General features: G+C 71.5%; 17 protein-coding genes. 7 read left to right on the top strand and 10 right to left on the bottom strand.

What is annotated here, in order from left to right:
• Window positions 1-18: 18 nt before the first annotated feature.
• Genes AC6CQV_RS09530 through AC6CQV_RS09515 form a run of 4 tightly spaced genes read right to left on the bottom strand, consistent with a single transcriptional unit; the run spans window position 19 to window position 4,875 of the window.
• Window positions 19-480: a VOC family protein gene (locus AC6CQV_RS09530; protein WP_061782271.1), complete on the bottom strand. Its 462-nt coding sequence runs from the start codon at window positions 478-480 to the stop codon at window positions 19-21.
• Window positions 477-2,282 carry an FAD-dependent oxidoreductase gene (locus AC6CQV_RS09525; RefSeq protein ID WP_082808071.1) on the bottom strand — a complete coding sequence of 602 codons (1,806 nt, stop codon included), beginning with the start codon at window positions 2,280-2,282 and terminating at the stop codon, window positions 477-479. Before AC6CQV_RS09525 ends, AC6CQV_RS09530 begins: the two co-directional genes overlap by 4 nt.
• Window positions 2,279-3,151, bottom strand: a complete 873-nt coding sequence (locus AC6CQV_RS09520; protein WP_498259324.1) for a sugar phosphate isomerase/epimerase family protein — start codon at window positions 3,149-3,151, stop codon at window positions 2,279-2,281. Before AC6CQV_RS09520 ends, AC6CQV_RS09525 begins: the two co-directional genes overlap by 4 nt.
• A complete protein-coding gene (locus tag AC6CQV_RS09515) occupies window positions 3,151-4,875 on the bottom strand; it encodes an FAD-dependent oxidoreductase (RefSeq protein WP_498259323.1) in 1,725 nt (574 codons plus the stop codon). The genes AC6CQV_RS09520 and AC6CQV_RS09515 overlap by 1 nt, the downstream gene beginning before the upstream one ends.
• A gap of 331 nt (window positions 4,876-5,206) precedes the next feature.
• Here AC6CQV_RS09515 and AC6CQV_RS09510 point away from each other — a divergent pair, with 331 nt between their 5' ends.
• Complete coding sequence (locus AC6CQV_RS09510) at window positions 5,207-6,178, top strand: DMT family transporter (RefSeq protein ID WP_060959860.1); 972 nt, start codon at window positions 5,207-5,209, stop codon at window positions 6,176-6,178.
• Here AC6CQV_RS09510 and AC6CQV_RS09505 read toward each other — a convergent pair.
• Complete coding sequence (locus AC6CQV_RS09505) at window positions 6,156-6,794, bottom strand: nitroreductase family protein (RefSeq protein WP_060959859.1); 639 nt, start codon at window positions 6,792-6,794, stop codon at window positions 6,156-6,158. The genes AC6CQV_RS09510 and AC6CQV_RS09505 overlap by 23 nt on opposite strands.
• Window positions 6,791-7,207, bottom strand: coding sequence for a peptide-methionine (R)-S-oxide reductase MsrB (gene msrB / locus AC6CQV_RS09500; RefSeq protein ID WP_060959858.1), 417 nt, complete (start codon window positions 7,205-7,207; stop codon window positions 6,791-6,793). The genes AC6CQV_RS09505 and msrB overlap by 4 nt, the downstream gene beginning before the upstream one ends.
• Before the next feature lie 65 nt (window positions 7,208-7,272).
• Here msrB and AC6CQV_RS09495 point away from each other — a divergent pair, with 65 nt between their 5' ends.
• The 5 genes from AC6CQV_RS09495 (at window position 7,273) to groL (ending at window position 11,282) form a co-directional block, all read left to right on the top strand.
• Window positions 7,273-8,283: a DUF2332 family protein gene (locus AC6CQV_RS09495; RefSeq protein ID WP_498259322.1), complete on the top strand. Its 1,011-nt coding sequence runs from the start codon at window positions 7,273-7,275 to the stop codon at window positions 8,281-8,283.
• An 8-nt stretch (window positions 8,284-8,291) separates the two neighbouring features.
• Complete coding sequence (locus tag AC6CQV_RS09490; protein ID WP_060959857.1) at window positions 8,292-8,561, top strand: DUF3263 domain-containing protein; 270 nt, start codon at window positions 8,292-8,294, stop codon at window positions 8,559-8,561.
• Between the two features lie 9 nt (window positions 8,562-8,570).
• Window positions 8,571-9,143, top strand: coding sequence for a LytR C-terminal domain-containing protein (locus tag AC6CQV_RS09485; RefSeq protein WP_498259321.1), 573 nt, complete (start codon window positions 8,571-8,573; stop codon window positions 9,141-9,143).
• A gap of 147 nt (window positions 9,144-9,290) precedes the next feature.
• Window positions 9,291-9,494, top strand: a complete 204-nt coding sequence (locus AC6CQV_RS09480; protein WP_005051075.1) for a cold-shock protein — start codon at window positions 9,291-9,293, stop codon at window positions 9,492-9,494.
• Between the two features lie 168 nt (window positions 9,495-9,662).
• Window positions 9,663-11,282: a chaperonin GroEL gene (gene groL, locus AC6CQV_RS09475; RefSeq protein ID WP_005051072.1), complete on the top strand. Its 1,620-nt coding sequence runs from the start codon at window positions 9,663-9,665 to the stop codon at window positions 11,280-11,282.
• A 60-nt stretch (window positions 11,283-11,342) separates the two neighbouring features.
• Here groL and AC6CQV_RS09470 read toward each other — a convergent pair whose 3' ends face one another.
• The 3 genes from AC6CQV_RS09470 to AC6CQV_RS09460 form a co-directional block, all read right to left on the bottom strand.
• Window positions 11,343-11,630 carry a WXG100 family type VII secretion target gene (locus AC6CQV_RS09470; RefSeq protein ID WP_060959856.1) on the bottom strand — a complete coding sequence of 96 codons (288 nt, stop codon included), beginning with the start codon at window positions 11,628-11,630 and terminating at the stop codon, window positions 11,343-11,345.
• 116 nt (window positions 11,631-11,746) lie between these two features.
• The gene (locus AC6CQV_RS09465) at window positions 11,747-13,471 is read right to left on the bottom strand and encodes a sensor histidine kinase (RefSeq protein ID WP_061782273.1); all 1,725 of its coding nucleotides are present in this window, start codon (window positions 13,469-13,471) and stop codon (window positions 11,747-11,749) included.
• A gap of 10 nt (window positions 13,472-13,481) precedes the next feature.
• The gene (locus AC6CQV_RS09460; RefSeq protein ID WP_060959854.1) at window positions 13,482-14,174 is read right to left on the bottom strand and encodes a response regulator transcription factor; all 693 of its coding nucleotides are present in this window, start codon (window positions 14,172-14,174) and stop codon (window positions 13,482-13,484) included.
• Window positions 14,175-14,231: 57 nt separating this feature from the next.
• Between AC6CQV_RS09460 and AC6CQV_RS09455 the strand changes: the two genes are divergently transcribed.
• Window positions 14,232-15,260 (top strand): CPBP family intramembrane glutamic endopeptidase, encoded by a 1,029-nt coding sequence (locus AC6CQV_RS09455; RefSeq protein WP_498259320.1) that lies wholly within the window; start codon window positions 14,232-14,234, stop codon window positions 15,258-15,260.
• A 209-nt stretch (window positions 15,261-15,469) separates the two neighbouring features.
• On the opposite strand, the gene AC6CQV_RS09450 is transcribed toward AC6CQV_RS09455, so the two are convergent.
• Window positions 15,470-17,113, bottom strand: coding sequence for a DNA repair helicase XPB (locus AC6CQV_RS09450; RefSeq protein ID WP_060959853.1), 1,644 nt, complete (start codon window positions 17,111-17,113; stop codon window positions 15,470-15,472).
• Between the last annotated feature and the right edge of the window lie 22 nt (window positions 17,114-17,135).

The raw sequence follows: 17,135 nt of genomic DNA, 5'->3' as shown, positions 1-17,135 counted from the left end.
ATGTCCATGTCGGAGCGCTCACACGGGCGTGGACAGGATCTCGAGGAAGAAGCCCAGCGTCGGGCGCGCGTCGAAGTAGGCGTAGCGGACGCCGCCGCCGCGCACCGAGTCCCCCTCCTGATGGACGGGCATGCCCGCCGCAGCCATCGCCGCGACGACGGCGTCGTGATCGTCCACCGCGAAGCGGATGTGGTGCAGTCCCGGGCCGTGCTCGTCGAGGAACTCCTGCCAGATGTCGGGGCCGCCGCGGGGCGCGAGGAACTCGATCTCGATGCCGAACAGGTCGTAGAAGAGCGCATCGACCTCCGTGTCCAGGCTCGACCCGCGATAGCGTGCACCGCGGTAGCGGGCAGTGGTGCGCAGCCGTGGCTCGATGCCGAACGCCGCGCGCATCCCCGCCGCGGCGGCATCGAGGTCGGCGACGACCACGCCGATCTGGTCGAGTGCGGTGGCGAGGGTCCGCAGGTTCGGGGCGGTCATGACCGTGCCTCCGTCGTCGCGATCCCCACGGCACCCTCCGCGGGGGAGGAAGGCGCGGCGGATGCCGCGTGGCGCGCGGCGATGTAGCCGAAGGTCATGCCCGCGCCTACCTGCCCGCCGGCGCCGGGATACTCGGCGGCCATCGGGGAGTCCGCGTCGTTTCCGGCCGCGTACAGCCCGGCGATCGGTCGGCCGTGCGCGTCGAGCACGCGGGCCTCCGTGTCGATCCGCAGTCCCCGCGCGGTGCCGAGCGGGGTCGGGACGAGGGGAAGGGCGTAGAAGGGCGCCCTGCGGATCGGTCCGAGGTTGACGTTGGGGCGGTGGCGCGCGTCGCCGTACTGATGGCCGAACGGGCTCGTGCCCTTTCCGAACTCCTCGTCGACGCCCGTGACGGCGGAGCGGTTGTTGACCCGGACGGTCTCGGCGAGCCCGTCCGGGTCGACGCCGATCCGTCGCGCGAGCTCGGCGATCGTTCCGGCGCGGTGGATGTAGCCGTCCGAGACATAGCGGCGCAGCGCGCGCCCGGGGGTGTGCGGGCGGATCATGCCGAGGCCGTACTCGCGCAGGGCGTGGGCATCGATGATCAGCCACGCCGGGATGGCCTCGTCGCGGGCCTGGGCGGCGTACATGGCGCGGACGAACCGGTGGTACGACACCGACTCGTCGACGAAGCGGCGTCCCGAGGCGGTCACCGCGACGATGCCGGGCTTGGCACGGTCCCAGATGTGCGGGAAGACGACGAGCGACCCGTCGCGGCGCCGGCCGATGGAGCTGGGGAACCAGAAGCCGTTGTCGCCGTGATCCGGTCCGAGCGCGGCGCCCGCGGCGAGGCCGAGGGCGAGCGTGTCGCCCGTGGCCCCCTCGGCGGCGCGGGTGAACTGGGGCGTCGGGGCGGGCAGATGCGCCTCCCGCCACGCGTGGGAGGCCGCGAACCCGCCGCCGGCGAGCACGACGCCGCGCCGCGCGAGCACGCGCCGCTCACGCCCGTCCGCCTCCACGATCGCGCCGACGACGCGGCCGTCCTCGATCAGCAGCTCCTTCGCGGTGCTGCTGAACGAGACTCGGCCGCCGCGCGCCGTGAGGGTGTGGAAGAGGTTCGCGACGAGGGCGTTGCCCATCGCCAGACGGGTGCCGCGGGGGTAGCGCAGGCGATCGAAGAACCAGCGGATGCCGAGGGAGAGCGCCGTGGCGGCCGCCCGCGGCGACCAGCGGAACAGCTCCAGCAGGCGGTTCACCTCCGCCCGGCGCACCATGAGCGTGCCGCCGAACAGGGCGAACTCCGGCACGGGCGGCCGGACGCGCCGGAAGTCCTCGTAGCCCAGGCGGCGCCCGTCGAAGGTCTCCGGCTCCAGGGCGCGGCCGACACCGGCTCCGTCCTCCTCGGGGTGGTAGTCGACCACCGTGCGGGAATGCCAGAACCGCACTCCCAGGTCGTGGAACCAGTCGATCATCTCGGGGCCGCGGTCGAGGTAGGCCTCCCGGATCTCACGGGGCGCCTTGTCGCCGACCACCGCGTCGAGGTAGCGCGAGGCCTCCGCTCTCTCGTCCGCGAGCCCCTGTGCGCGCTGATGACGGTGACCGGGCACCCAGCAGGTGCCGGCGGAGTAGGCGGTCGTCCCCCCGAGGTACTCGGTCTTCTCGAGCACCAGCGTCTCCAGCCCGCTCGCGGCGGCGGTGACGGCGGCCGACAGGCCTGCGGCCCCGGTGCCGAGCACGAGAAGATCGACGACCGTGTCGCCGGGGCGCGCCGTCGCGGCGACCGCGCTCTCGGCATGCGGGGTGCGGGGGGTCGTGGCGGTCATGAGCGCTCTCCTTCGACGACGATGTGCCCGGCCGCCTCCGCGGCGGGCGAGGGACGGGTCCGATCGACGCGCTCCAGCAGGTCTCGGGTGCTCCGAGCGACCCGGCGGGCGTAGGCGAGCGGACGCAGGCGCGCCTGCAGGCGCGCGTGGGGGATCTCGACGCTCACGGGAGTGCCGGGTGGTACGGCCTCGAGGAGCCCCGCCAACGGCAGCCCGCCTTCGCCGACCAGCAGCCGCTGCGCGCGGGCTTCGCCTTGCAGTGCGGCCACCCGGTCGTCGCCGCACGGGGCGGTCGGCGGCGCGTCGCACAGTTGGAGCACCGGCACGAGCGAGGCTTCGAGGCCGCGGATGTCGTCGAGCGACGATCCGCCCCGCCAGATGTGGAGCGGGTCGAGCATGAGGGCCGCGCCGGTCTCGCGGGCGATCGCGGCGGCGTCGTCGACGCGGCCGACGGGTTGGTAGGAGATCGGCTCCAGCAGCGGGCGGATGCCGTGGGCCGCGGCATCCTGTGTCAGCCCCGCGAGCGTGTCGATCAGCCGTGCGCGGTCGGGGTCGGCCCCGGTGACCGTCAGCGCCGACGCGCCGAGGGCGGCACCGGCTTCGAGGGCGGGGAGCCACTGTTCGCGTCCGACCCCGGCAGTGAGCGGCAGGAACTCGACGTCGCGGACGGTCAGTCCCGTGTGCTGGAGTCTCGCGAGCGTCTCGGCGAGCATCGGCGAGCCCGGTCGCATGTCGAACGCGCGTTCCTGGGTCGTGACGGCCCGGACGCGGATGCCGACGAAGCCGAAGCCGGCCGCGGCCGCGATGTCGACCAGCTCGGGCGGCGTGAGCGTCAGCAGCGTGAGGTGCGCCACCCCCATCTCGCGCATCACCGGACCACCGCCGTCTCGATGCGGGCGAGGTCGCGTCCGACGACGTAGCCGAAGGTCAGCGCGGGCCCGATGTTGACGCCGCCGGCGGGGTAGTGGCCGCCCATGACGTTGGCCTGGTCGGCGCCGACGGCGTAGAGCCCCGGGATGGGGCGGTCGTCGGCATCCACGACGCGCGCGCTCGCATCGGTGGCCAACCCCGCGAAGGTGCCGAACGAGCCGGGCAGCACGCGGACGGCGTAGAACGGCCCCTTCTCGAGGGGGGCGAGCGAGGGGTTCGGCGTGACGGAGGCGTCACCGCCGTAGCGGTTGAAGGCGGTGCGTCCCCGCCCGAACCGGGTGTCGACGCCGGCGCGGGCGTCGCGGTTGAACTCCGCGACGGTGCGTTCGAGTCCGTCCGGATCGATCCCGCATCGCGCGGCGAGCTCGCGCAGGGTCGGCGCCTTCACGAGGTAGCCGTTGCGCAGGTAGGGCAGCAGTGGCACGGGGCGCGGCCGGGCCATGCCGAGCGGGAACCGTCGCACGAAGGTCGCGTCGGCGATCTGCCACGACTGGACCGGCTCGCCCGCCGGCACCGCCGCGAACATGCCGGTCACGTAGTCGTAGTACCCGTTGGCCTCGTTGACGAACCTCTCGCCCGTGCTGATGACGCCGATGCTGCCGGGCTTGGCGCGGTCCATGATGTGTGGGAACACGCCGGTGCGCCCCGTCGTGCGATAGGTGATGAGCGACACGGGGCACCACGCGCCGGCGGCGGCGCCCTGCTGGAGGCGTCCGCCGACGCTCTCTCCGAGCGAGATGCCCGTGCCGTCGGCGGTCGCCGGTGCCAGGGTCCAGTGCTCCGTGCCCGTGGGGGTGCGGGGGAACCGGTCGCGCCGACGTTCGACGTCGTTCGGGAAGCCTCCGGCGGCCAGCACGACGCCGGCGCGCGCGACGAAGGTGCGTTCTCCGTCCGGCGTCTGGGTGACGACGCCGGTGACACGGCCCTCGGCATCCGTCGTCAGCGCGCGGGCGGGGGAGCTGACGCGGATCTCGACTCCCGCGTCCTCCGCGGACTGCAGCAGTCTGCCCACCAGGGCGGTGCCGTTGACCAGCTGCATGCCGCGGCGGTGGAGCACGAGATCGACGAGGTGGAGCCCGACCCGCCACGTGCAGTGCCACAGACCCCGCAGGTCGCCGCGGGCCGCCGCGAGGAACGCGCCGAGGTCCGGTCCGGCCATGATCCCCATCCCGAGGAAGGACGTCTCGTAGAGCTGACCGCGAAGGAGCGCCCGCACCGAGCGGCTGAGCCGGCGCGCGTTGATCGGTTTCGGGGCGGCGGAGCGGTTGCCGGTGCCGGCATGGGGCAGATCGCCGTAGATGTCGTGGATCTTCGAGCCGGGCACGAACTCGAGCGCGGTCCGGGTGTGGAAGAACTCGATCATCTCGGGGGCCGCCTCCAGGAAGGCCCGCACCCGGTCCTCCTGGTAGTCGTCCCCGAGCACGGCACGCAGGTAGGCGCTGACGTCGTCCAGCGACTCATCGACGCCTTCGCGGGTGGCGAGCAGTGACCGCGGTGCCCACAGCCACCCGCCCGACCATGCCGTCGCGCCTCCGCAGACCTCCGCCGCCTCGAGCACGAGCACGGAGCTTCCGCCGTGAGCGGCGGTCACGGCGGCGGCGAGCCCACCTGCTCCCGCACCCACGACGACGACGTCGTACTCCGAGACGGGCGATGTCTGCATCAGGGGTCCTCCGTTGGCTCCGCGATGATCATGATCCCGAGGGACACAAACTGTGACGTTTGGTGTATATAATCAGGGATCGATCGTGTAGAAAAGAAGATATAGCGGTCGTGTGCGTCGTGCAACCCGCGTCCAGAGGTCGGCGCGCGGAGAGCGTTGTCGTTATGCACGGCGATGCGGCTGGCCTCCCGCGTCGGACGCCCCTAGATTCGATCTCGTGGACGAGCACGACCCGCGTACCGAACCCGACCCGATCACCGAAGCGATCTGCATCCTCGGCTACGACTGAGCAGCCGGGTCCCGCCGTCCTGCCCGGATAGGCTGAGGACTCGTGACACCTCCGACGACGCACCGGCTGCCCGCCGGCGTCGCCCTCGGGGGTGCCGTGCTCGTCGGTGTGCTGACGGCCATCCAGGCGCGCATCAACGGCCAGCTCGGTCTGCACATCGGCGACGGCTTCGTCGCCGCCGTCGTCTCTTTCGCCTCCGGCTTGGCCGTGCTCGTCGTGCTCTCCGCCGTCCTGCCGGCCGGCCGTCGCGGCGTCACGGCGCTCGTCCTCGGCATCCGTGCGCGCACGATCCCCTGGTGGATGCTGGGGGGCGGCCTGGCCGGAGCGCTCACCGTCGCCACGCAGGGGCTCGCCGTCGCGGTCATCGGCGTGTCGCTGTTCACCGTGGGCGTCGTCGCCGGGCAGACGCTCAACGGACTCGTCCTCGACCGCATCGGCTACGGCCCGGCCGGCGTCGTCGCCGTCACCATGCCGCGTGTCGCGGGCGGCATGCTCGCGCTCGTCGCCGTCGGCATCTCCCTGCAGGGCGGCGTGCTCGACCGCATCCCGTGGTGGATGCTGCTGCTGCCGTTCCTGGCGGGCGTCGGCATCGCGTGGCAGCAGGCGACCAACGGACGACTTCGTCAGCGCGTGGGCACGCCCCTGACGGCGACCTTCGTCAACTTCCTGGGCGGGACGATCGTGCTCGCGATCGCGGCGGCCGTCCACGTCGCGCTGGTGGGACCGCCCGCCGAGCTCCCCTCGGCCGGCTGGCTGTACCTCGGAGGCGTCGTCGGTGTCGCCTACATCTTCCTGTCGGCGGCTCTCGTCGCCCACACGGGTGTGCTGCTGCTGGGCCTGGGGGTGGTCGTCGGCCAGCTCGGCACCGCGTTCGCGATCGACGCGCTGTGGCCCGCCGATTCGGGCCCGGGCTGGGTCACGGAGCTGCTGATGGTGCTCGTGGCCGGGACGTCCGTCGTCATCGCCGCCGCGCCGTGGCGGCGCCGGCGGACTAGTCCTTCTTCTTCTTCTTGACCTTCTTCTTCGCCTTCGCCTTCGCCGCGGCGGCGTCCGCCTTCTCGCCGGAGACCGTCGCCGCCGGCATCCGCGTCAGGTGCGATCGAGGGTCGACCGAGGTCCGCCGTCCCGGGCGCGCGCCCTGCGGCTTGCCGCCGACGTAGAGCCACCCGAGCAGCTCCTCGTCCGTGCCGAGACCGTGCGCCTTCGCGACGGCCTTGGCGCGGGTGTAGCGACCCGTGCGCCAGATCACGCCCCAGCCCGCTTCGTCCAGCAGCAGGCTCAGCATGTGCGCGACGCCCGAGGCGACGGCCTCCTGCTCCCAGCGGGGCACCTTGTCGCTCTTGCGGTAGCTGGCGACGATCGCGAGCACGAGCGGTGCCCGCAACGGCTTCGTCGAGGGCTTGTCGTCGCCCTCGGCCGTCGCGATGGCCGCACCGAGGGCCAGCCGGTCATCGCCGCGCAGCTCGATCACCCGCCACGGGCGCAGAGACGAGTGGTCGGCGACCCGGCCGGCCGCCGACACCAGGGTGAGCAGCTCGGCACGGGTCGGGGCGGCATCCGTCACCTTCGACCACGACCGCCGCCCGCGCACCGCCGCGAGGGCGGGGTAGTCGGTGACTGCGTCGATCACGACGCGTCCGCCTCGCCCTGCGGCGTGAACGAGAGCGACAGCGAGTTCATGCAGTACCGGTCGCCGGTGGGCGTGCCGAAGCCGTCGGGGAAGACGTGGCCCAGGTGGGACCCGCAGTTCGCGCAGCGGACCTCCGTACGCACCATGCCGTGGCTGCGATCCTCGATGAGCTCCACGGCCTCCGGCCGCACCGACTCGTAGAAGCTCGGCCACCCGCAGTGCGAGTCGAACTTCGTGCCGCTCTGGAAGAGCTCGGCGCCGCACGCGGCGCACGTGTAGAGACCCGCGCGGCTCTCGTCGAGGAGCTCGCCGGTCCATGCGCGCTCCGTCCCTGCCTGACGGAGGACGGCGTACTGCTCGGGGGTCAGCTCCGAACGCCACTGCTCGTCGGTCTTGGTGACGTGGTAGGTCATATCTGGCTCCTTAGTCCACCTCCATTCAACCCGACGTCGCGGGGGCGTGCTCCGTCCCGGCGAGAATGGAGCCCGTGGATGCAGAGATCGCCGCGGTCGCGGAACGCTACGCGCGCTTCGCGCGGAAGGAGGCGCCCGGGCGCTCGGCCGTGTACGCCGACTGGGCGGCCGGCGTCGCCGCAGACCGGACGGTGCAGTCCGTCCTGGCGCGGATCGCCCCGATGCACCGTCAGCCGCCGCTCGTCTTCGCCGTCGCGCGCCTGCTGGGCTCCGGCGAGCCGCCCTACGCGGTGTGGCGGGAGTGGCTCCTGCGCCACGCCGACGAGGTCGTCGGGGAGTGCGCCCGCCGGTCGCTCCAGACGAACGAGCCGCTGCGGTGCGCCGCTCTGCTGCCCGCGCTCAGCCTGATCGACGGGCCGATCGCCCTGCTCGAGATCGGTGCGAGCGCCGGACTCTGCCTCTACCCCGACCGCTACTCCTACCGTTACGCGACGCCGGACGGCGAGATCGCCCTCGACCCCGACGACGGCACGTCGGAGGTGGTCCTGCGCAGCGTGCTGCGCGGCCCGCTCGTACCGCCGCTGCGCTCTCCGACGATCGTCTGGCGCGCCGGGATCGACCTGGCACCGCTCGCGCCGACCGATCCCGCGACGACCGCCTGGCTGACCGGTCTCGTCTGGCCGGGCGAGGAGGGCCGCGTCGAACGCGTCGCCGACGCGCTGCGCATCGCGGCGGCCGACCCGCCGCTGCTCCTCGCCGGCGACGGCTCCGCCCAGCTGGCCCGCGCCGTCGCCGCGGCGCCGCGGGAGGCGACACTCGTCATCCAGACCCCGGGGGTGCTGGCCCACATCCCGTGGGATGCCCGCCACGTCCTCATCGACGACGTGCGCGCTGCGGGACGGTGGATCACCCTCGACGCCCCGACGCTGCATCGCGGCTGGCAGGCGGGAGCGCACGCGCAGGAGCCGTCGTCGGACGGGTTCGCCCTCGCCCTCGACGGGCGCATCGTGGCGATGGCCGATCCGCTCGGCTCCTGGCTGGAGTGGCGCGAGGGGGAAACGTCCTCGCCGCGTTAGCGTGAAGTGTGCCCCTCGCCGACCGTGACCGCCTGCTCCTCGACTTCGAGTCGCGCTGGAGCGGTCACGATGCGGCCAAGGAGGAGGCGATCCGCGCGGAGCTCGGGCTCGCGCCGGCGCGCTACTACCAGCTCCTCGGCCGGGTCGTCGACCAGCCGGACGCGGCCGCCTACGATGCGATGCTCGTGCACCGGCTGCGCCGGTTGCGCGAGGCACGCGAACGCGAGCGCGCAGGCCGCGCCGCCGTTCCCGCGGTTCCCACGGGAACGGGCCGATAGCATTCTGTGGTGCCGAGAACCCCCGCTCACCAGGACCGCTTCGATGATCTGCCCCTCGACGGGGGCCGCATCGGTGCTCATCGCGCCGAGAACCCGCGGATGCGCGGGGGCGTGGTGGTGCTGTGGTCGGCGATCGCGATCGTCGTCCTCGTCGCCGTCGGCATCTTCGGCACGCTGGTCGCGACGGGCCGCGTGACCCTGTTCCCGACGCCGAGCGCGACCCCGACGCCGATCGCGACGGCCGAGCCCGTCGTCGACACGTCGTTCAAGGTGACCGTGCTCAACGCCACCACGCAGTCGGGGCTCGCCGGCGCGCTCGCCCAGACCATCGTGGCCGCCGGCTGGGCCGCCGACGACGTCACGGCCGGCGATGCCGGCTCGACGGGGTTCGAGACCACCACCGTGTTCTATTCGGATCCCGCCGAGGAGGGCGCCGCCCGCGGCCTCGCGCAGGTCATCGGCGGTGCGACGGTCTCCCTCAGCGACGCCTATGCGGGGCTGGCCGGCGGCGACGGCAGCACGCTGCTGGTCGTCGTGATCGGCGCCGATCGCACGGATGCCGGCGCCACGCCGGCCGGCTGACACCGCGCGGACGCGACCTCCGCGGGGGAGTGTTTCACGCGTGTGAACACTTCGATGCGCGCGTGTCAACAGTTGCCGGATCGGCGTTTTCGCGCCGCGAGCGCTGGTTAGCATTGCGACGTCCCACCGCAGCATCAGGAGATTCGCATGGCCCAGGGTACCGTCAAGTGGTTCAACGCCGAGAAGGGTTTCGGCTTCATCACCGTCACCGATGGCCAGGACGTCTTCGTCCACTACTCCAACATCGACATGTCCGGATTCCGGGTGCTCGAGGAGGGGCAGACGGTCGAGTTCACCGTCGGTGCCGGTCAGAAGGGCCCGCAGGCCGAGTCGGTCCGCGTCGTCGCCTGACCCCGCGTCGACCCTCCTCCCGCGCGCCCTCGGCGGCGGTTCGGCGCGTGTCGCCGCGCCGGGCGTCGGCGGCTTGCACTCGTCATGCCAGAGTGCCAGAATGAGTTAGCACTCCATCCTCGCGAGTGCTAAAGACTCATCCTCACGTCCGGGAGGGACGACACACTTATGGCAAAGATCATCGCTTTCGACGAGGAGGCCCGCCGCGGCCTCGAGCGTGGCCTGAACATCCTGGCCGACGCCGTCAAGGTGACCCTGGGCCCCCGCGGTCGCAACGTCGTGCTCGAGAAGAAGTGGGGCGCCCCCACGATCACGAACGACGGCGTCTCGATCGCCAAGGAGATCGAGCTCGACGACCCGTACGAGAAGATCGGCGCGGAGCTCGTCAAGGAGGTCGCCAAGAAGACGGACGACGTCGCCGGTGACGGCACGACCACCGCGACCGTCCTCGCCCAGGCGCTCGTTCGCGAGGGCCTGCGCAACGTCGCCGCCGGGGCCGACCCCATCTCGCTCAAGAAGGGCATCGAGAAGGCCGTCAAGGCTCTCTCCGACGAGCTGCTCGCATCGGCGAAGGAGGTCGAGACCAAGGAGGAGATCGCCGCCACGGCATCCATCTCCGCCGCCGACCCCGAGATCGGCGCGCTGATCGCCGAGGCGATCGACAAGGTCGGCAAGGAGGGTGTCGTCACCGTCGAGGAGTCGAACACCTTCGGCACCGAGCTCGAGCTCACCGAGGGCATGCGCTTCGACAAGGGCTACATCAACCCCTACTTCGTCACCGACCCGGAGCGTCAGGAAGCGGTGTTCGAGGACCCGTACATCCTCATCGCGAACCAGAAGATCTCCAACATCAAGGACCTGCTGCCGATCGTCGACAAGGTGATCCAGGAGGGCAAGGAGCTCGTCATCATCGCGGAGGACGTCGAGGGTGAGGCTCTCGCGACCCTCGTGCTCAACAAGATCCGCGGCATCTTCAAGTCGGTCGCCGTCAAGGCCCCCGGCTTCGGCGACCGTCGCAAGGCCCAGCTGCAGGACATCGCGATCCTCACCGGTGGCCAGGTCATCACGGAGGAGGTCGGTCTCAAGCTCGAGAACGCCACCACCGACCTGCTCGGCAAGGCGCGCAAGGTCATCGTCACCAAGGACGAGACCACGATCGTCGAGGGTGCCGGCGAGTCCGCGCAGATCGAGGGTCGCGTGACCCAGATCAAGCGCGAGATCGAGAACACCGACAGCGACTACGACCGCGAGAAGCTGCAGGAGCGCCTCGCCAAGCTCGCCGGCGGCGTCGCCGTCATCAAGGCGGGTGCGGCCACCGAGGTGGAGCTCAAGGAGCGCAAGCACCGCATCGAGGACGCCGTCCGCAACGCGAAGGCGGCCGTCGAGGAGGGCATCGTCCCCGGTGGTGGCGTCGCGCTCATCCAGGCCGGCAAGCGTGCGTTCGAGAAGCTCGAGCTCACAGGCGACGAGGCCACCGGTGCGAACATCGTCAAGGTCGCCATCGAGGCCCCGCTGAAGCAGATCGCGCTGAACGCCGGTCTCGAGCCCGGTGTCGTCGCGAACAAGGTGTCGGAGCTGCCCGTCGGACAGGGCCTGAACGCGGCCACCGGCGAGTACGTCGACATGTTCGCCGCCGGCATCATCGACCCGGCCAAGGTCACGCGCTCGGCGCTGCAGAACGCCGCGTCGATCGCGGGTCTGTTCCTCACCACCGAGGTCGTCGTCGCCGACAAGCCCGAGAAGGCTGCCGCGCCCGCCGGTGACCCCACGGGTGGCATGGACTTCTGAGTCCGACCCTCATCGGAAAGGCCCCTCCTCGGAGGGGCCTTTCTGCGTTCCCGGATGCCGTCAGCGGAACAGGCCCGCCGCCGCGACCTCGGTCTGCGCGTACTGCGCGCCCGCGTGACCGAGGGCGGTCCCGATGTCGGTGAGGGCGCTCTCCAGCTCGGTCTGCGCGCTGCGCCAGCGATCGACGAGACTCTGGAATGCGACGGCGGCGCCACCGGTCCAGGTGCCTTGGAGCTGGGTGAGCTGACCCAGCATCGCGGCGGTCTCGGCCTGGAGCCGGTCGGCGGTGCCGCGGATCGCACCGGTGGCGGCGAGGACGGCGTCCGCATCGACGCTGAAGGCGGTCATGGGATCTCCTTTCGACGGGGCCCCCACGCTACGGGGCGCGCGTGGCCGCGCGCGGGGCGGGCACCGCTCCCGTGGACGGCGTCGGGCGCCAGCCGTGCGGGGAGGAGGCGGCGCCCTCAGGAGTCCGCGTGGAGGCGCGGCAGCGGCTGGGTCTCGATGAACAGGTGCTCGGCGGCATCCCGCGCCTGGGCCAGCGGGAAGGCCACCCGGAAGGTGGCGCCGCCGCCGGGCGTCTCGCTGACCACGATGGATCCGTGCAACGCCTCGACCACGGAGGCGACGATCGAGAGCCCGAGGCCCGAGCCTCCCGTCTCGCGCGTGCGGGAGGTGTCGGCGCGCCAGAACCGCTGGAAGATCTTGTCGCGGAGCTGGGGCGGGATGCCGTCGCCGTGGTCGATGACCGAGATCCAGCCCATGCCCGCCGGCTCGTCGACCCCCACGGCCAGCTCCACCGGCGAGCCCTCCGGCGTGTAGCGGCGGGCATTGCCCAAGAGGTTCGCCACCACCTGGCGGATGCGGTTCTCGTCGCCGAGCACGATGGGCTCCCTCGCCGCCAGAACGGGAGGCCGTTCCGCCGGCGCGGGCGTGCCGGTCTCTTCGCCCGGGCGCGGGCGCCGACGCAGCAGCGCGCCGATCGCGGCCGTCGGCGGACGGCGCCGCGTCGGCGAGCTGCTCGTCGGGGGAGCGGACGCGGGGCGCAGCAGTCGCGGCGCGGGAGCGTCGTCCAGGAACGACACCGTCCGCTCCGGCGCGGTCGCCCGGGCATCGAGCACCGCGTCGCGCGCGATCGGGCGCAGGTCGACGGGGGCGACGACGATGTCGCGGCGCTCGTCGAGGCGGGCGAGGGCGAGGAGGTCCTCGACGAGGCCGCCCATCCGGATCGCCTCCTTCTCGATGCGCTCCATGGACTGCGCCGTCTGCTCGTCGCCCGAGATCGCCCCCATCCGGTACAGCTCCGCATAGCCGCGCACGGTCACGAGCGGGGTGCGCAGCTCGTGGCTGGCATCGCCGATGAAGCGTCGCATCTGCAGCACGGTCGCATCGCGCTGCCCGAGGGCGTGGTCGACCCGGTCGAGCATCGCATTGATGGCGGTTTTGAGCTTGCCCACCTCGGTGCCCGGGGCGATGTCGCCCATGCGCTGACCGAAGTCACCGCGTGCGATCGACATGGCCGTCTGCTCGACCTGTCCGAGACTGCGGAACGCGAGCGTCACGAGCCACCGGGTGAGCAGGGCGCTGGCGAGGATCGTCAGGATGGCGAGGATGCTGTAGATGCCGACGAAGCTGGCCACGGTCTGGGTGACCGGAGTCAGCGGCAGCGCGAGCAGCTGCACGTTGTTCTCCCGCGCCCCCGGGATCTGCAGCACGTCCACGGCGGCGTGGTACACCGTCTCGCCGTCGGCGGAGAACAGCTCGAACGGTGCCGTGCCCTGCATGAGCGTCCGATCGAGACCGAAGGTCGCCGGAAACACCGGACCGTCGCTCTGGGCCGGCCCGCCGGTGGCCAGCAGGGTGCCGTCCGGGCCGTAGACGGCGATGGAGAACGAGGTGAGCGGGGGGTAGTCGGCCGGCTCGAACTGCGCGACGCCCTCGACCACCTCGACGTTGAGCAGGCTGCTGGCCTGATCGAGCGTGACGGTCTGGCTGATCGACTGGTCGCGTTCGGCGATCTGGGCGTTGCGGAGGAAGACGGCCGTTCCGAAACCGGCCGCGAGCAGGCCCACGGTGAGCACCGCGACCGTGACGCCCGTCACCTTGGCGCGCAGGCTGATGCCGCGCCACCACGACGTCAGGCGATCGTTCTTCTTCGCGTGCGCCGCGTACACCCCGTCCACCGTCATGGGCGGGCGGTCAGGAGGACTTGCCGGCCTTCAGCATGTAGCCGAAGCCGCGCTTGGTCTGGATGAGCGGCTCCGACGAGTACGGGTCGATCTTGCGACGCAGGTAGGAGATGTAGCTCTCGACGATGCCGGCATCGCCGTTGAAGTCGTACTCCCACACGTGATCGAGGATCTGCGCCTTGCTGAGCACCCGGTTCGGGTTGAGCATCAGATAGCGCAGCAGCTTGAACTCGGTCGGCGACAGATCGATGGAGACGTCGCCGACGGTCACGTCGTGCGTGTCCTGGTCCATCGTGAGCTCACCGGCACGGATGGTGGACTCCTCGTCGGCCTGCATCGTACGGCGCAGGATGGCCTGCAGACGCGCGACGATCTCGTCCAGCGAGAACGGCTTGGTGACGTAGTCGTCGCCGCCGGCGTTGAGCCCCTCGATCTTGTCCTCGGTCTCGTCCTTCGCCGTCAGGAACAGGATCGGGGCGGTGTATCCCGCGCCCCGCAGACGCTTGGTGACGCTGAACCCGTTCATGTCGGGAAGCATGACGTCGAGGATGATGAGGTCGGGTTCCTCCTCGAGGACGGCCGAGATGGTCTGGGCGCCGTTGGCGACGGCGCGCACCTGATAGCCGGCGAACCTCAGGCTCGTGACCAGCAGGTCCCGGATGTTCGGTTCGTCGTCCACGACGAGGATGCGCGGTGCGGTCATAGGCCCATCCTGGCATCGCAACCCTTCCCTTTGCTGGATATCGGCGAAGATGGATGAATGACGACGCCCGCGCCGCAGGTCCCCGTCCCTCCGTCATCACCGCTGTTCGCGCCACCGATGCCGCCCGTCACGCCGCCGATCGCGCGTCCGGCCCGTGCTCTCCCGGGCGATGCCCTCGTCGGCGGCCTCGCCTTCCACCGGCTGATCTTCGCGCGGCGGCGCTCGGGCTGGTGGACGCCGCTGGTCACCGGCATCCTGGGCCTGGCGATCTACGTCGCCTTCCTCGTGTTCGCCATGGTCGTCGTCGGCATCGCGCTGTTCCGCGACCCGGAGCGGCTGGACAGCCTCGCGCGCCTGGGCCAGTCGGGCGGCGTCGACATGGGCGACCCGCTGATGGTCGCGATCCTGCTCGGCACGATCGCCCTGATGCTGCCGGCCTACATCCTGGCGTCGCTGATCGTGAACGGGCGGCGCCTCGGGCTCGTCTCGTCGGCCGCGGGCCGGCTGCGCTGGCGATGGATGCTGCTGTGCGGCGCTCTCGCCGTCGGCGTCTCGGCCGTGCTGACCGCGGTGGGGTTCCTGCTCCCCGGCGGCATGGAGGAGCCGGTCGCGGGCGGCCCGGCTCCGACCTGGCCGATCACCGCGGTGGTCGTGCTGCTGCTCGTGCCGGTGCAGGCGGCCGCGGAGGAGTACATCTTCCGCGGATATCTCATGCAGGCCATCGGGCGATGGCTGCGGCATCCGGCGTTCGCCATCCTGCTGCCCGTGCCGCTGTTCGTCCTCGGCCACGGCTACGACGTGCTGGGCCAGATCGGCGTGGGGCTGTTCGCGGTCGCCGCCGGCTGGCTCACGTGGCGCACCGGGGGCCTGGAAGCTGCCATCGCGCTGCACGTGGTGAACAACCTGACGGCGTTCCTGCTGTCGCTCGCGTCGGGATCGAGCCCGACGGAGAGCACGACCGGCATCGTCAGCTTCCTGTGGTCGTTCCTGCTGATCGGCGGCTACGTCGCGGTGGTCGAGTGGATGCTGGTGCGTCGACCGCTGCCGCGGACGCTGCTGCTGCCGCCGCCCGCTCCCGCGTGGTGAGCATCCCGCTCGTCGGGGCGTTTCGACTCGCTCCGCTCGCTCAACGACCGGGGGTGTGGGGGGCGTCCGGGCGTTGAGCGAGGAGCGCAGCGACGAGTCGAAACGCGGGGGCGTCCGGGCGTTGAGCGAGGAGCGCAGCGACGAGTCGAAACGCGGTGCGGTTCCGGGCGTTGAGCGAGGGGCGCAGCGACGAGTCGAATCGCGGTGCGCTACGCGGCGGCGATGCCCTCGGCATCCAGGATCGTGTAGCTGTACCCCTGCTCGGCGAGGAAGCGCTGCCGGTTCTGGGCGAAGTCCTGGTCGACGGTGTCGCGGGCGATGAGCGTGTAGAAGCTGGCGGTGTGCCCGTTCGACTTGGGACGCAGCAGGCGGCCCAGACGCTGCGCCTCCTCCTGGCGCGAGCCGAAGGATCCCGACACCTGGATCGCGACCGACGCGTCGGGCAGATCGATCGAGAAGTTCGCGACCTTCGAGACGACCAGCACGGGCACGCGGCCCTCCCGGAATGCGGCGAACAGCTCCTCGCGCTCGTCGACGGGCGTCGCGCCGGTGATCTTGGGGGCGTCCAACGCCTCGGCGAGAACGTCGATCTGGTCGAGGTACTGCCCGATCACCAGGATCTGCTCTCCGCTGTGGCGGGCCACGAGGTCCTTCACGACGCCGATCTTGGCGTGCGCGGTGGCGGCCAGGCGGTAGCGCTCGTCATCGGCGGATGCGGCGTACTCGAGGCGGTCGGAGGGCGGCAGGTCCACGCGGACCTCGTAGCAGACGGCGGGGGAGATGAAGCCCTGGGCCTCGATCTCCTTCCACGGCGCGTCGAAGCGCTTGGGGCCGATGAGGCTGAACACGTCGCCCTCGCGGCCGTCCTCGCGCACGAGCGTCGCCGTCAGGCCCAGGCGGCGGCGCGCCTGCAGATCGGCGGTGAGCTTGAACACGGGTGCGGGCAGCAGGTGCACCTCGTCGTAGACGATGAGTCCCCAGTCGAGCGCGTCGAGCAGCGCGAGGTGGGCGTACTCGCCCTTCCGCTTCGCCGTCAGGATCTGGTAGGTCGCGATCGTGACCGGCTTGACCTCCTTGGTCTGGCCGGAGTACTCGCCGATCTCCTCGGGCGTGAGCGACGTGCGCTTGAGCAGTTCGTCGCGCCACTGGCGGGCGCTGACGGTGTTGGTCACGAGGATCAGGGTGGTGGTCTTCGTCTCGGCCATCGCGGCCGCGCCGACGAGGGTCTTGCCCGCGCCGCAGGGGAGCACGACGACGCCGGAGCCGCCCTCGCTGAAGATGTCGACCGCCTGGCGCTGATAGGGGCGGAGGGTCCAGCCGTCCTCGTGCAGGTCGATCTCGTGCGGCGTCCCGGGCGTGTAGCCCGCGTGGTCCTCGGCCGGCCAGCCGATCTTCAGCAGCTCCTGCTTGATGTGCCCCCGTGCCCACGCGTCGATGAGGTACGTGTCGGGGGACGGGCGTCCGACCAGCAGTGGCTGGATGCGCTTGTTCTTGCCGACCTCGGCGAGCACCGCGGGGTCGGTGCCGCGCAGCACGAGCGCGCCCTCGGCATCCCGCTCGATGACGAGCCGCCCGTAGCGGTTCACGGTCTCGCGGATGTCGATCGACACCGAGGCGGGCACGGGGAAGCGCGACCAGCGATCGAGCGTCGCCAGCATGTCGTCGGCCGTGTGGCCGGCCGCGCGCGCGTTCCACAGCCCCAAGCGTGTGACGCGATAGGTGTGGATGTGCTCGGGTGCGCGCTCGAGCTCGGCGAAGATCGCGAGCTCGTGTCGCGCCGTCTCCGCCTGTGGGTGCGCGACTTCGAGCAGCACGGTGCGGTCGCTTTGCACGATGAGGGGGCCGTCAGCCATAGCGTCCCAGTCTACCGGCGTC

The organism is Microbacterium sp. EG9 (assembly GCF_059759475.1).
Note: the sequence above shows the minus strand (reverse complement) of the source record. Positions and strands in the feature narration are given on the sequence as shown.